Source organism: Ercella succinigenes, assembly GCF_900002895.1.
Window position 1 is genome coordinate 52,550 of the sequence record NZ_CDHP01000072.1, and the last position, 13,052, is coordinate 65,601.

At 36.1% G+C, this 13,052-nt stretch carries 14 protein-coding genes; 3 read left to right on the forward strand and 11 right to left on the reverse strand.

The annotated features are described in order from the left end of the window. Nucleotides 1–33: 33 nt before the first annotated feature. The 8 genes from AC0KSB_RS14815 to AC0KSB_RS14850 all read right to left on the reverse strand — a co-directional run bounded on the left by AC0KSB_RS14815 (nucleotide 34) and on the right by AC0KSB_RS14850 (nucleotide 7,707). Entirely contained in the window at nucleotides 34–1,125 is a 1,092-nt protein-coding gene (locus AC0KSB_RS14815) for an ATP-binding protein (RefSeq protein ID WP_472310532.1), read from the reverse strand. A gap of 182 nt (nucleotides 1,126–1,307) precedes the next feature. Further along, nucleotides 1,308–1,784: a chemotaxis protein CheX gene (locus AC0KSB_RS14820; RefSeq protein ID WP_472310533.1), complete on the reverse strand. Its 477-nt coding sequence runs from the start codon at nucleotides 1,782–1,784 to the stop codon at nucleotides 1,308–1,310. A gap of 66 nt (nucleotides 1,785–1,850) precedes the next feature. Beyond that, complete coding sequence (locus tag AC0KSB_RS14825; protein ID WP_472310534.1) at nucleotides 1,851–3,821, reverse strand: ATP-binding protein; 1,971 nt, start codon at nucleotides 3,819–3,821, stop codon at nucleotides 1,851–1,853. Continuing rightward, complete coding sequence (locus tag AC0KSB_RS14830; protein ID WP_472310535.1) at nucleotides 3,802–4,200, reverse strand: response regulator; 399 nt, start codon at nucleotides 4,198–4,200, stop codon at nucleotides 3,802–3,804. Before AC0KSB_RS14830 ends, AC0KSB_RS14825 begins: the two co-directional genes overlap by 20 nt. Nucleotides 4,201–4,298: 98 nt before the next feature. Then, nucleotides 4,299–5,036, reverse strand: a complete 738-nt coding sequence (locus tag AC0KSB_RS14835; protein ID WP_472310536.1) for an ABC transporter permease — start codon at nucleotides 5,034–5,036, stop codon at nucleotides 4,299–4,301. Then, nucleotides 5,033–5,971, reverse strand: coding sequence for an ABC transporter ATP-binding protein (locus tag AC0KSB_RS14840; protein ID WP_472310537.1), 939 nt, complete (start codon nucleotides 5,969–5,971; stop codon nucleotides 5,033–5,035). The genes AC0KSB_RS14835 and AC0KSB_RS14840 overlap by 4 nt, the downstream gene beginning before the upstream one ends. Before the next feature lie 60 nt (nucleotides 5,972–6,031). Next, nucleotides 6,032–6,817: a MerR family transcriptional regulator gene (locus tag AC0KSB_RS14845; protein ID WP_472310538.1), complete on the reverse strand. Its 786-nt coding sequence runs from the start codon at nucleotides 6,815–6,817 to the stop codon at nucleotides 6,032–6,034. Nucleotides 6,818–6,900: 83 nt separating this feature from the next. Continuing rightward, a complete protein-coding gene (locus AC0KSB_RS14850; RefSeq protein WP_472310539.1) occupies nucleotides 6,901–7,707 on the reverse strand; it encodes a YhfC family intramembrane metalloprotease in 807 nt (268 codons plus the stop codon). A 245-nt stretch (nucleotides 7,708–7,952) separates the two neighbouring features. On the opposite strand from AC0KSB_RS14850, the gene AC0KSB_RS14855 reads away from it, so the two are divergent. Both AC0KSB_RS14855 and AC0KSB_RS14860 read left to right on the forward strand, forming a co-directional pair. Further along, complete coding sequence (locus AC0KSB_RS14855) at nucleotides 7,953–8,294, forward strand: DUF6054 family protein (protein ID WP_472310540.1); 342 nt, start codon at nucleotides 7,953–7,955, stop codon at nucleotides 8,292–8,294. Nucleotides 8,295–8,315: 21 nt separating this feature from the next. Beyond that, nucleotides 8,316–9,044, forward strand: a complete 729-nt coding sequence (locus tag AC0KSB_RS14860; RefSeq protein ID WP_472310542.1) for an HAD family hydrolase — start codon at nucleotides 8,316–8,318, stop codon at nucleotides 9,042–9,044. A gap of 35 nt (nucleotides 9,045–9,079) precedes the next feature. On the opposite strand, the gene AC0KSB_RS14865 is transcribed toward AC0KSB_RS14860, so the two are convergent. After that, nucleotides 9,080–10,444 carry an MATE family efflux transporter gene (locus AC0KSB_RS14865; RefSeq protein WP_472310544.1) on the reverse strand — a complete coding sequence of 455 codons (1,365 nt, stop codon included), beginning with the start codon at nucleotides 10,442–10,444 and terminating at the stop codon, nucleotides 9,080–9,082. Continuing rightward, nucleotides 10,441–10,923, reverse strand: a complete 483-nt coding sequence (locus AC0KSB_RS14870; RefSeq protein ID WP_472310546.1) for a MarR family winged helix-turn-helix transcriptional regulator — start codon at nucleotides 10,921–10,923, stop codon at nucleotides 10,441–10,443. The genes AC0KSB_RS14865 and AC0KSB_RS14870 overlap by 4 nt, the downstream gene beginning before the upstream one ends. A 294-nt stretch (nucleotides 10,924–11,217) precedes the next feature. Here AC0KSB_RS14870 and AC0KSB_RS14875 point away from each other — a divergent pair, with 294 nt between their 5' ends. Continuing rightward, a complete protein-coding gene (locus AC0KSB_RS14875; RefSeq protein WP_472310548.1) occupies nucleotides 11,218–12,201 on the forward strand; it encodes a Gfo/Idh/MocA family protein in 984 nt (327 codons plus the stop codon). Nucleotides 12,202–12,232: 31 nt separating this feature from the next. Here the strand turns inward: AC0KSB_RS14875 and AC0KSB_RS14880 are convergent, their stop codons facing one another. Further along, nucleotides 12,233–12,811, reverse strand: coding sequence for a DUF4256 domain-containing protein (locus tag AC0KSB_RS14880; protein ID WP_472310550.1), 579 nt, complete (start codon nucleotides 12,809–12,811; stop codon nucleotides 12,233–12,235). Nucleotides 12,812–13,052 lie beyond the last annotated feature (241 nt).

The window sequence follows — 13,052 nt, forward strand, 5'->3', positions numbered from 1 at the left end:
ATTCTGCTGGAAACTTATTTTTGTGGTTTTTGCTCAAAACCAGTCCGCCAGTTTAAAAGAAAGATAAAGAGGTATGCTGTAAAGCGGAGGCTTTGCACCTGCATTTTTCATGGATAAGCGAATTGCAATATCAGGTTTGTATTTCTCTGTGTAAACTGAAAGGCTTCTGGATCTGACATTGTCCTCAGATTTTACTTCGATAGGTAAAATATTATTTCCGATACGGCATATAAAATCAATTTCTGCAGTTTGTTTTGATCTCCAGAAAAACGGCCTTATTTTCTTGGCGACCAGTTCTGTTAAAACGAAATTTTCTGTCAGAGCCCCACGGAATTCAGAAAAAATCGGATCTTTTTGTTTTATAGATAGAAGTGGAATATCTGCCATCGCTCTCATTAAACCAATATCACATAAATAAAGCTTAAAATAGCTGTCATCGGCATAAGCAGATAAAGGGCTGCTCGGTTTTTCTATTTTAGGAACCTTGTATACCAGACCAGCTGAAATAAGCCATTGAAGTGAATTTTCCAGATCCCTGCTTCTATAGCCGGTTTTAACGCGGTTAAAGATAAATTTCTGATTTTCCTGAGCAAGTTGAGCAGGTATTGCATGCCAGATAGATGATAATTTTTCAAATTCTCTGCTAGGCGCATGTTTGGCAAAGTCAAGTTCATAACTGTTAAGAATACTTTTTTGAATGCGCAAAATATCGTTGGGATCATGATTGTTTATCCAAGATTTAACCGCTTCAGGCATACCACCAACATAATAATAAGTGTATAACATTTCTGTAAGGCGAGGATGAACACTAGAAGGAACTGATTTACCCAGAGGGATCTCGTGCAAAGTTTTCATAAGAAGATCTTCGCCGCAAGCTATTAGAAATTCAGAAAATGACAAAGGATACAAGTCAAGAAAATCAACTTTGCCTACAGGAAAAGATAGCGGCTTAGATAAGGCAATGCCAAGAAGCGAGCCAGCTGCAATGATAGATACTTCTGGTTTGTTTTCATAAAAATATTTTAGACTGGTTAAAGCCTTATTACAAAATTGGATTTCGTCAAAAATGAGTAAGGTATCAGTTAGATTAATTTTCTTGTTTTGATGAATCTCTAAACACATCATGCTATCAGTCAGATTATAGCATAATTCCACGGTAAGTACTTAAAATGTGAAAAACTGCACGTTTTATGGTGGTAAAAACGTGCAGGATCTCTCGTTTTGTGGTTATATTGATAAAAATCTATCGAATATGCAGATTGTTTAGTATTTAAATGGCGAATCCTATAATAACTTCATTTGAAGCTTTAAGAACATATAGAAACATTAAAATCAATCTGACTGTCTTTTTTTAGCTTCAAGTCTATTCTGTATGCAGAATCTGCTTTTTCTGTCTGTATTGGTTGTTCTTCTTTAATTTGACACAAGACAGGTGGTGTAATATCTACATTTGTATTAAACTTACTGAAATCTGAACAGGCAGTTCCCATAACCATATTACAGAGTTCGCCTATTGCGCTTGGGATAATTTCGTCCATATTATCCATTTCTATTCCGCCAAGCATTAATGTTGCAAGCGTACGTCCGGTTGTTTCGTCCATTCCTAAAAGTATCTTGGCTTTAATATCTCCTGTCATCCCCATTGCAACACATATTTCTCTTTCTGATTTTGTAATCGGTTTTATATCTGCCTGCAACAGCTCTTGACCGGTTACATCAGCTAATATTGTATTCCAGGCTTTAACAAAAACCTCAGATGATTCTTTGTTCATTTTAATTATCATATGTATTTAGACTCCCTGTTTAATTTTTTAGTAAATAAATTATCTTCAAGATCTGATAGGTTAAAATTACATACAGCAGCTGTTCACGGGTAATGTAAAGACCACAGACGTACCTTTGTTCAATTGACTTTTAACCTCAATATCGCCTCCCAGGCATTCGCAGCTGGCACGAACTGCTGACATTCCAACGCCTCGCCCCGAGGTGCTGCTAACAGATTCACATGTTGAAAAACAATCGGTGAAAATTAGCCGGGCAAGATCTTGTTCTCTCATTTCAATGGCCTGCTGACTGTTTAGAATTCCTTGCTGTATCGCCTTTTTTCTAACTTTTTCTATATTTATACCCCGACCATCATCACGTATGGAAATTATGATATTATCTTGAGTTTTGCTTATAAGGCATTCGATTAATCCGCCAAGAGGTTTTCCTGCTTCCAGTCTTTCTTCGTCATTTTCAAGACCATGGTCAATAGAATTGCGAAAAACGTGAACAATAGTCTGCAAAAAATCTTTAACCGCTAAAGGGTCAACTTCTACATCGTCGCCGTCAACCACATAGGCAGGCATACTTTTATTTAATCTACCGGAGAGCCAACCTAGATAATCTCGATAATCTTCGAATAATTTTTTTAGGCTTTGACATTTCAGACTAGATATTAGTCGGATGATCTGTTGACGATTCAAAACATTATTCTCATCTTCGATTATTTTAATTATATTTTGGATTTTATTTTCATCTACTAATAGTTTTTCTTCTGTAGCAAACAAATCAGGCCCTGACATTTCTCGAATTGTGTTTAGATCTGCTTGCAAAACAGTATCTGCGGTATACTTATTCATAATGCTTTCAATCTGTGAATACTCTGCTTTTTCCTCAGACTGCAAAACTTGCATAAGATCGTCTTCGCATTTGTGAATAATATCAGATGACTGCATGAATCCGTATTGTGCTAGCTCGCCTTTATAGGTGTGAATTATGCGAAACAAGGAATTAAGACCTTCTAACCGATCATTACTATCTAAAATAAAATTTTTCCAGGCTCCATTTAGTGTCTCTTTTATATCATCAAGCAGTTGCCGGATCTGATTTTGTGAGCTAAAAGATTTAATGATCAATCGTTGTCGATAACGATCCTGTTCAAGTTCTTCCTGCATTTTTATTTTTTCTGTCTGATCACTTAGCATGATCATCAGAGCCTTTTTCCCTTTATGCTCTATCCTTCTATACTGTAATTTAATATGCTTTTGGTTGATTATGCAGACTTGTGGCAGCAGCATAAGGTAGACATTATCTGTCAGAGGTGAACTGTTTTCAAAATAACTGTTAAAGGTAAGACTGCATACTTCGATCTTTTCCTCACTAAAAAAAGGTTTGATTAACTCAAGATAATTTAATCCACCTATTTTCTGCTCAAAAATCTCACTGCATTTATAGCTGAAATCTTTTTTTATTTCCAGATCATGTCCGAACCACAAAAACCCCTGATCCGCATTGTCCAGCAAATTTCTGACTGCATCTGATTGATATTCTATTTTTTTTCGTAGTTTCTGCTCTTGCTCATTTAATCCAATTAATTTTCTGTGCTGATCCTTTAATAGGCTTATCTGAGCCTCGTTTAAGCGCGATAATTCTGCAAGAAACTGCTGAATGCTTATTACTCCTGCGTACCTGCGGTTTTCAAAAACCAGCGCATAATCATATTTTTTGCCGGCTTCACGAGACATTGCCATGGCACTAAAATCAGACAACTGATCATTTATGTCTGATGTCATATAGTGAGTATCCATGAGGATACTTATGGATCTCTTAAGATACAGTGAATTACCGTATAATGAGCCAAGCTTCTGGAAAAAACTACTGCGCATTATTATTCCAACAGGAGAAACTGCATCAGTAACAATTACTCCTTCATCATGTGGATTATTCTCAAAATGAGCTTTAATAGTTTCGCCGATAGATGAGATATCAAACATAGATGCCTGTCTGACAAATTGTTTAATTGTAGCAGTTGCAGGGTTATCTTGATGCAACAGCATTTAATCTGACCCCCTGCTCTGATCTTAAAACGTCCTCGACTTTTTTGATAACATCAATTTCCTGAAAAGGCTTTACTATAAAATGATTAGCACCTTTATTTACAGCTTCAAGAATTTTCAGCTCCTGTCCCAAAGCTGATATCATTACAATCGGTATATGTCTATCCATCTGCCTGATTTTTTCGAGCGCGCTTATTCCATCCATTTCAGGCATGGTAATATCCATTGTGATAATATCAGGTTGGAAAATTCTGAATTTTTCAATTGCTTCTCTACCATTGGCTGCTTCAGCAACGACTTCAAAACCATTTTTCTCAAAAAGTTTTTTGAGATTTATCCGGATAATTAGTGAATCATCCACAATCATAACTCTACGCATTTTGACCTCCGCCATTCTTTATCATATTAATATATGAGTCAAGAATAATCGGTAAAAGAATTCTTAGCCATCTAGCAGAGATAAAAAATAGATTAAAATCAGATTATGGAAAGCAAACGGCATCTTATCATAGTTGCTGTTAAAGCTATGAAACCTATACCCAAAGCAATGACTAGTGCTGGTATACTTTGCATATTTGTTGACATATTATAGGCAGAATTGCTAAATGCCTCAATAAGATATGTTGATGGTATAACATAACTAAAAGCCTGTAGCGGCGAGGGGAGTAAATCGGCAGGAAACATGATTCCGCCCAGCATCATAGTTGGCAAAAAAACTGCTTGTGACATAATGGTGGCAAAAGATTGGCTTTTGGCGATTGAACCGATTAACATTCCGATAGAAAGCATAGTAAAAAGAAGAATTATCAGAATAATTATGTATGAAAAGATATTAGTAGGCATTTGTGCGCCATAAAAAGCGGGAGATGCAAAAAATATAATTACAGAAACGATAGTTAGATGAATAGCTGCGCTTATTGCCTGAACAGCAAAAACCATTATTGATGATATTCCAGAAACGTGAAAACCTCTTAATACTCCGGATTCCCTCATTCTGACTAATGGCCCGGGCATGCCAATAACTGCACCCATTGTAACTGCAAAAATTGTCATACTTGCCGATAATGTTGCTTTCATTTCAGGATTAACTGAAGAAAAAACTGCGCTCATTACTGCATAAAAAATAAGTGGCACGAGATAATATGTTAAAAGTGTTCCTTTGTCGCGAATATCCATTTTAAGTTGAATCCATAAATGATTTAAAAAATATTTCATGATGCTGTACCTCCTTCAATCAGATCAAGAAAAGCTTCTTCAAGAGATGGTTTTGAAACACGAAGATCGACAACCTGATCATTGTTTTTTTCTATTTCCTCTAATAAAGACATAAGGTCTGTTGATGTATTATTACTGAACCAGAGACCATAATCATCTGACTGATTTTGAAAATTTGCCTTGCCGGATTTAATAGTTGGGTTTTGCAGAAGAGAATTATTAACTGTTTTTATCTGTATTCTTGATTCATTTCGTGCTGCTGCCGTTATTTCAGCCGGGGTTCCTGTTTTGGCAATTCTGCCTTTTATCAAAATAGAAATACGATCGCATAATGACTCTGCCTCTGCCATGTCATGAGTTGCCAGAATAATAGTTTTGCCTTGGTCTTTTAATTCTCGAATAGCACGATGTAATTCGGATCTGCCTTGTATATCCAGACCAGCTGTAGGTTCATCCAGAATAATTAACTCAGGATTATTTGACAGTGCCAAGGCAAGATGCAACCGTCTTTTCTGTCCTGTAGACATTTGTCTGTATTCTTTTTTTCTCAGTTCTGCCAGTCCGAATCTTTCCAAAAGATCATAGCGGACAGATATTTTGTGATGTGAACAGACCAGCTTCATTGCCTCATAAGGTAGAATGTTTTCTGGTAAAGACGAAACTTGAAGCTGTATACCAAGCAGTTTGCGGATTTCTTTTTCTTGCTTTTGTGAATTAAACCCAGAAATTATGATTTCTCCTTGATCAGGTTTTCTAATTCCTTCCATACATTCCAGAGTGGTTGTTTTTCCGGCACCGTTAGGGCCTAAAATACCATGTATTTCACCTTGGTTAATATTTAGAGATATATTGGAAACTACCTCTTTATTGTTATATTTTTTTGTTAGTGATTTGATTTGCACCATAGTTTTATGGTTTTCAATTATTTTTAACATTATAAAAGCACTCCTGTTTTTTATTGTTTGTTCAGCCTGATAACATACTGTATTTCTATGCTATATCTCAGGCATTTCAATTCCCTGACTAGCAAAATAAATGCTTAATGCTTCGCCCAGTAATTCCATTGCTTGATGAAGATCATGTGACTCTTCAGGCCAATTTGAAGTATCGGCACCCTTGGCAAACATTTCTGTAATCCTGGTCTGATCACCGTTTGTAAGTTCCAACACAATATCCCACCAGTTTTTAGCCATAATCTGACAAACTTGACTATCAGGACTCTCTTTTCTCTCGTATAAAAGCAAAAGCTCGGCTGTAAGGTCTTTAAGTTGATCATTTAATTGCCGAAGTTTATTGCTTTGATCAATCTGATCAGCATAATAGACGATGTCTTCTTTGGGCATGTTTCTGAGCATAAAAGCATAAGGGTTGTTTTGCATAAGAGCACCAACTATGGCAAATAAATTATCCAGTTCGGCTGTTTGTCCTGATTCAATTTCATTGAGAGTTTGATCAAGAAGTTTTTTGCCATTACGAAGTTGTTTAATCTGATCGTCCATCATCTGCTTTTGCTTTTTCAAAAGATAGGAAATTTCTTTTGGTGAGGAGGACGGCAGAATCTGATCACGTATTTCTTCCAACGAAAATCCCAATGTTTTCAGAAAAAGTATTTGCTGCAGCTTTAACCCATCTTGTCTGGTATACATACGCCTGCCGCCTTCGCTGTGACTGCTCGGTTTAAGAACATCACATTTGTCATAGTATTGAAGAGTTCGCACAGTAACACCACTTTTTCTGGCAAGTTCTCCTACAGTAAAAAGTGTTTTTGGCATTTCTGACATTTAATCACCTCCGCTTAATGGTAATCAATAAAATCTTCTGGATTTCAAGACAGATCACCTTTGTTTAAGCAGATTATATAACGTTACGTTACGTCATGAGCAAGAGGTTTTTCAGAAATATTTTCAGGAAAATATTTTTTCTGTTTCAATGCAGCAATAATAGCAATTGCTGCCATCAAGATCAGTATCCCTTCTACTACCCAAACACTCAAATTCAAGTAGGACATAAGTGCGGCCGGAGCATTTACCAGACCGTGAAGTATGATTGCAAGAATAAGAAGAAGGGGCTTGCCTTTGGCAACAGCAAGACAGACAATAACTGAAAATAATATATGAATAGGGAAAACTGCTAGTCTTTCAATACCTGCAAGGAAAAAATGAGAAGAAGGTGTAGATATTAAAGCTTCGTAAACAGTATCTGCCTGTTCCCCAAGCGCTGGCGCGATTAGTGTGGCAAAACTTCCTGTGTTGATTAATAAGCTTATTATCAAGTTGTTTAATGTAGTCAACCCTGTTAATACCAATGCTTCTATGCCGGCATGTCCTATGCCGAAGGCTACAGCATTTTTCCAATCCAGATTGTTTTTTCTCAAAAATCTAAATCCCAGAAAACGCCCGCTTTCCTCAAATACACCTGCACTTAAGGCATAAACCAGCAATAAAAAAAGCACATTATTACTATTTTGTCGATGCCAGTCTGTTAAAGAGATTACACTTAGCAAAGGAAGACGGATTAATATTTGAGTGACAAAGAAAACCAGTGAACCTATGAAAATTGATGAAATGCGATAGCGATAACGTCTATATAATAGAATGGCTAGAATTAAAGGAGTAATCAAGACGACCAATAATGTAAAAAACATCCCCATAAAGGAAAGTTGATTAACCATAGTACTTCCTCCTCTGGATTTAATCTATTGTTGTATTTTGCAATTTTAGCAAAGCAAGTAAATGTTTAATTTGAAATTCATTAATTTTTGCTTATAACAAGTTTAGTATACTATAATCTTAAAGAGATATGCTTTTTCAATGATTTTAATTGAAAAATTTGAATGAAAGATGTAAAAATGAATCTATCTTTAATTAATAAGGACAAAACGAGACAAGAAATAATTGTGTATCAGGAGGAATAAAAATGGCAAAGATATCTATGTATGGACAAGGCACAGCTTATTCGATAGCAAATATAATTCAACAAGGAATGCAAAGAAGTGCTCTTTCCTGTGAATTGGTAGATAGCGTAGGTAGAACGGTTGGAGATACCAATATAATTGTTCTGGTTTTTGATAAATATTATATGCGTACATCAAACAGAGCCAGTCTTACAGCAGTGATTACCGAGAATAATAATCAGGTAACTGTAGATGCAATCGGAGCTGGTGGCGGACAAGGTGCGGTTTTCAGATTCTCTTGGGGGGCAGAAGAGGATTTTGTTAAAACAGTTGCCTCTATATTAAGCCAGCAAGGCTTTAGATAAAAAAAATAGGGGGATAAAGATATGAGCAGGTGTGCAGCTTTTTTCGATGTAGATGGAACAATAACCCGTGAAGGTCTTATTAGTGAGCTGTTTCGCAAAATGGTCAGATATGAATTGATCGATGAAAGCAAATGGCATTTTCAGGTTAAACCAGCTTTTACACGTTGGAACAGACGTGTAGGTGAATATGATCACTATTTGCAGAAGATGGTAGATGTTTATCTTGACGCAGTAAAAAATACTGATTCGTATCTAATGAATTATATTGCCAAAAAAGTGATTGAACAAAATTATGAACGCGTATATACATATACACGTGATAAGCTAAAATGGCATCGAGAGCAGGGGCATCTCGTGATTGCTATTTCAGGTTCCCCTGCGGAATTGGTTCGTGAAATGGCTTCAAAATATAAAATGGATGATTTTAAAGCAACAGTATACGAAATAGATGATGATGGTAAGTACAGTGGTAAAATAATCCCGATGTGGGATTCTCGCAGCAAACGGGAAGCAGTGTTAGAAATGGCGGATAAGCACGATTTGAATCTAGATGCTTGTTTTGCTTATGGAGATACTGCGGGTGATTACACAATGCTGGATATGGTTGGCAACCCTTATGCTATCAATCCAACCAGAGAGCTCTTGAATAAAATCACGGAAAATGGTGAGTTGCGAGGTCGTGTAAACATAATAGTTGAGAGAAAGGATTCAACTTACCAGCTGGATATTAATTCTTTGAATCTGATTTAATATCTATGCAGATGTTTGATCACAATCTTTTGATATTAATCAATACAAGCGGCTTTTTTGTATATTTCTACATAAGTAGCAGCTGAGAATATAACAATAGTAGCTGTTAACATTTCGGACAAAAGAGGTGTGAGCCAAATCCCGATAGATCCGATCTGAGCTGGCAAAAACGATAGTATTATGGCTGGAAACAGAAGACTTCTGACTATCGCGATAAACAGTGACTTGCCAGCCTGTTCAATAGCCGTGAAAAAAATAGAACCAAACATAGCAAGAGGCATAAAAATAGCCGACCACTTAACATATTTGGCGATTTCTGCTGCTAGTGTAATTGCTGCAAAATCTTCTGGCAGAAAAAGTGTAAAAAGAGGGGCTGTCTGAAAAGACATTACAATAAAAATTATAATTCCTGTAAAGGTAGATGCGAAAGCTGCTGTAAGAGATATTGATCTTACTCGATCAAAGCATTTGGCTCCGAAATTAAAACTTATAGCTGGCTGAAGACCGTTTCCTATACCCATAACAAATGCCATTCCTATCATAAGCAAGAATTGAACAATAGTAAAAGCTGCAACTCCAGAAGAGCCTACATAAAATAAAATCATCCTATTGAACAAAAAAGTTGTTACACCTACTGCTAAACTATTGAAGAACTCAGAAGATCCATTAAAGGTTATTACTAATAACCATTTCAATTTAAACTCCGGCCTGCCAATATATAAGCCTGGTTTTTTGCTTGTTTTCTTGTGCAAGAAATATACTAAAAAAACAAAAGCTCCTGCTGTCTGAGAAATGCCTGTTGCAAGAGCAGCTCCTTCTATGCCCATATCAAGAATAAAAAGAAAGAACCAGTCAAGCAAAATGTTTGTAATGGCAGAACCAGCCATTACAAGACTTGATAAAACCGCTTGTCCATCGTTTCTTACAGACTGGGATAAAATAAACATAAAAACCATCGGAGTGAAAAAAGGAAGAAGCTGACGCAGATAATCTGTGGCAAAAATTCCCATTTCACCTGAGCTTCCCAGTATATTCATAATGAGTGGCATTCCTAGTAAAGTAATTAAGCTGAGAAAAACACCTATAACTGTTGCTATAGACATGACCAGACCCAAAAATCTATTTGCCTTTTCTGTTTTTCCTGCTCCCAGCAAAATAGCGATTCTTGTATTTCCGCCAACCCCTATCAAAACTGCAAGCCCTGATAATAAAGCGATAACAGGGTACAGAATATTTACGGATGCGAGTGCTTCTGCACCTAGTTTTCTTCCCACAATCATACCGTCAATTATTTGATAGAAAGCCATAAAAAGCATAGAAACAACTGCTGGTCCACCGTGCTTGAAAAGAAGATTAACTGGTGACATTACGGCAAAATCGGACGAGGTTTTATCGATCATTTTGATTTAGCCTGCCTTTCAATAATTTTTTTTGCGATCTTTATCATTTTTTCGGTAGCCAGATTCAATTCTTCCTGATCTTCTGCAGGCAGTTTGTGTATAAAAACACCAAATTGATCCAAAATAAATTTGTCGGCTTTTTTGCATGTTTCAATCCCTTTTTCGCTCAGTCTTAAAAGCACTTTTCTTCTATCATCAGGATCAGGAACTCTCAAAACAAGTCCTTGCTCAACCATTGAATTAATCATGACCGATAGATTAGAAGGTGCTACCATTAAGTTTTGAGAAAGTTTTTTCAAACTGATGTCTGGTTGGAGATTTAATTCGTACATTGCGATATAGCGCTCTTCGGTAAGTTTAATTTCGGTAAAAAGGGATGGCAGCCAGTCATTCATAGTAATTCTTGTAAAAAGAGACAGAGTGCTGACAAGTTCCATAAGATTTTTGGCTTTGTTTTCAAAATTATTTTTAGCAGACATTTTTTGTTCTCCTCCTGTTATTTTAAAACTACGAAACTTTAATAAGAGATTTGATCACACTATAATTGTTCTTAATAATGATTATGGTTAATAACTATTATTATGCATATCTAATTCACTATGTCAAGTAGAAAAACTATTCTGGATTTTAGCATTTGCACAGCGTCAATCATCTCCTCAGGACGATTAAAAGTTGTATAATTATAGTTAGTAAAAATGAAATCTGAAAAAGATTTTTAATTTATTTAGATTTTCTATAGTAGAAATATTTTGACAAGGAAGAAGGTATGTTTAATGGATAGAATTAAATTTGGGTTTTTAGGAGCCGGTGGAATTGCAGAAAAAATGGCACAGACTATAGCAGGTATACCTGATGTTGAGGCATATTCAGTAGCGGCTAGAGATTTAACCAGAGCACAGGATTTTGCCGATAGGCATGGTGTTGAAAATGCTTATGGTTCTTATGAAGAAATGCTTTCAGACCCGGAAGTAGATCTTATTTATGTTGCAACTCCACACTCTCATCATTACGAACATATGAAGTTGTGTCTGAAATATAATAAACATATTCTTTGCGAAAAAGCTTTTACCCTAAATGCAAATCAGGCCAGAGAGATAACAAAACTTGCAAAAGAGAAGAATATTTTATTGACTGAAGCCATCTGGACCCGTTACATGCCGCTCTCTCTAAAAATAAATGAATTAATTGCAAATGGAGCAATAGGTAAAGTTACTGGTTTAACAGCTAATTTAGGATACAAAATTTCTCATGTGGAACGCCTTAGGAAACCAGAACTTGCAGGTGGTGCTTTGCTTGATCTGGGTGTGTATCCGATAAACTTTGCCTCAATGATTCTGGGTACAAAAATAAAATCCATAACTTCGTCGGTGACAAAATTAGAAACAGGTGTTGACGCTCAAGATAGCATCACTCTGATATTTGAAAATGATGTTATGGCTGTTTTATACGCCAGCATGATGAGTAGGACGGATCGAAAAGGCATTGTTTACGGAGACAATGGGTACATGGTAATAGAGAATGTGAATAATCCTCAAATTATAAAAGTTTATAATTTTGACTGGGAGAAGGTTGCTGAATACCCTGCACCTAAACAAATTACCGGCTATGAATATGAGGTATATGCCTGTGTTCGTGATATCAGAGCAGGGAAAACAGAATGTGTTGAAATGCCGCATGCAGAAACCATCAGAATAATGGAATTAATGGATGGCCTTCGTAGTGAATGGGGTATTCGCTACAGTGCTCTGGGAGAGTGAGAATATATTTACTGGCAGATTTTTGCCTATCCTATACCTTTAGTGATCCACGAAAACCCCTGCTGCTATAGTATGAGTCTGCACCATTATGAAAAACAAAGACTGTATCATAACGACGATCACAAAAAAGAGCACCTCCTAGTTTTCTGATTTTTTCAGGAGTTTTAACCCAGCTGGAAGTTTTAGTATCAAAATTTCCGTGCTTTTGTAATTCCCTGTATTCAGCCTCCGATAGGATCTCAATTCCCATTTTTGCTGCCATCTCCAAAGCGCTATTTGAAGGAGGGAACTTTTTCCTTGCCTCCAAGGCCTCTCTGTCATAGCAAAGATTTCTGCGTCCAGAAGGACTTTCTGCAGAAAAGTCATAAAAAACATATTTATCGTCTGCTTTGTCATAATTTATTATGTCAGGTTCTCCACCTGTTATTTCCATCTCATAAAGTGAATATAGTTTTTCCGGATTTTTTTCAAGTCTGGACTGAACATCTTTCCACTTAATTCCCTCATGTCTATGCATGTGTTTCAAAAAGCGTTTTTCTAAAATCGCTAAAATCTCCTCAATTTGTTGATTTGATAAATTAACAGCTTGTTTTGCTTTGTTTTCAGACATTTGCTATACCTCCTTTTATGAACCGCTTCTGATTGCATAAATATTGGTCAAAGTGATTATTAATAATTTTTACTCTACTATATTTTACTGGAAAAATACCGCAAAATGCGTATCGTGTGAGCATATAATAACTTGAATAGATTTTTCTTTGACCGTATGAACAACAATTGCATATATAGAAGTTAATTAGCTAAATGATATATAATTAATTGACTGGCAAAACAAATTTGTTTTAAAAGAT

Bases quoted from the DNA above. Each gene is read 5' to 3' on its own strand.
- AC0KSB_RS14815 (WP_472310532.1), bottom strand. From the start codon at position 1,125: ATGATGTGTTTAGAGATTCATCAAAACAAGAAAATTAATCTAACTGAT.
- AC0KSB_RS14820 (WP_472310533.1), bottom strand. From the start codon at position 1,784: ATGATAATTAAAATGAACAAAGAATCATCTGAGGTTTTTGTTAAAGCC.
- AC0KSB_RS14825 (WP_472310534.1), bottom strand. From the start codon at position 3,821: ATGCTGTTGCATCAAGATAACCCTGCAACTGCTACAATTAAACAATTT.
- AC0KSB_RS14830 (WP_472310535.1), bottom strand. From the start codon at position 4,200: ATGCGTAGAGTTATGATTGTGGATGATTCACTAATTATCCGGATAAAT.
- AC0KSB_RS14835 (WP_472310536.1), bottom strand. From the start codon at position 5,036: ATGAAATATTTTTTAAATCATTTATGGATTCAACTTAAAATGGATATT.
- AC0KSB_RS14840 (WP_472310537.1), bottom strand. From the start codon at position 5,971: ATGTTAAAAATAATTGAAAACCATAAAACTATGGTGCAAATCAAATCA.
- AC0KSB_RS14845 (WP_472310538.1), bottom strand. From the start codon at position 6,817: ATGTCAGAAATGCCAAAAACACTTTTTACTGTAGGAGAACTTGCCAGA.
- AC0KSB_RS14850 (WP_472310539.1), bottom strand. From the start codon at position 7,707: ATGGTTAATCAACTTTCCTTTATGGGGATGTTTTTTACATTATTGGTC.
- AC0KSB_RS14855 (WP_472310540.1), top strand. From the start codon at position 7,953: ATGGCAAAGATATCTATGTATGGACAAGGCACAGCTTATTCGATAGCA.
- AC0KSB_RS14860 (WP_472310542.1), top strand. From the start codon at position 8,316: ATGAGCAGGTGTGCAGCTTTTTTCGATGTAGATGGAACAATAACCCGT.
- AC0KSB_RS14865 (WP_472310544.1), bottom strand. From the start codon at position 10,444: ATGATCGATAAAACCTCGTCCGATTTTGCCGTAATGTCACCAGTTAAT.
- AC0KSB_RS14870 (WP_472310546.1), bottom strand. From the start codon at position 10,923: ATGTCTGCTAAAAATAATTTTGAAAACAAAGCCAAAAATCTTATGGAA.
- AC0KSB_RS14875 (WP_472310548.1), top strand. From the start codon at position 11,218: ATGGATAGAATTAAATTTGGGTTTTTAGGAGCCGGTGGAATTGCAGAA.
- AC0KSB_RS14880 (WP_472310550.1), bottom strand. From the start codon at position 12,811: ATGTCTGAAAACAAAGCAAAACAAGCTGTTAATTTATCAAATCAACAA.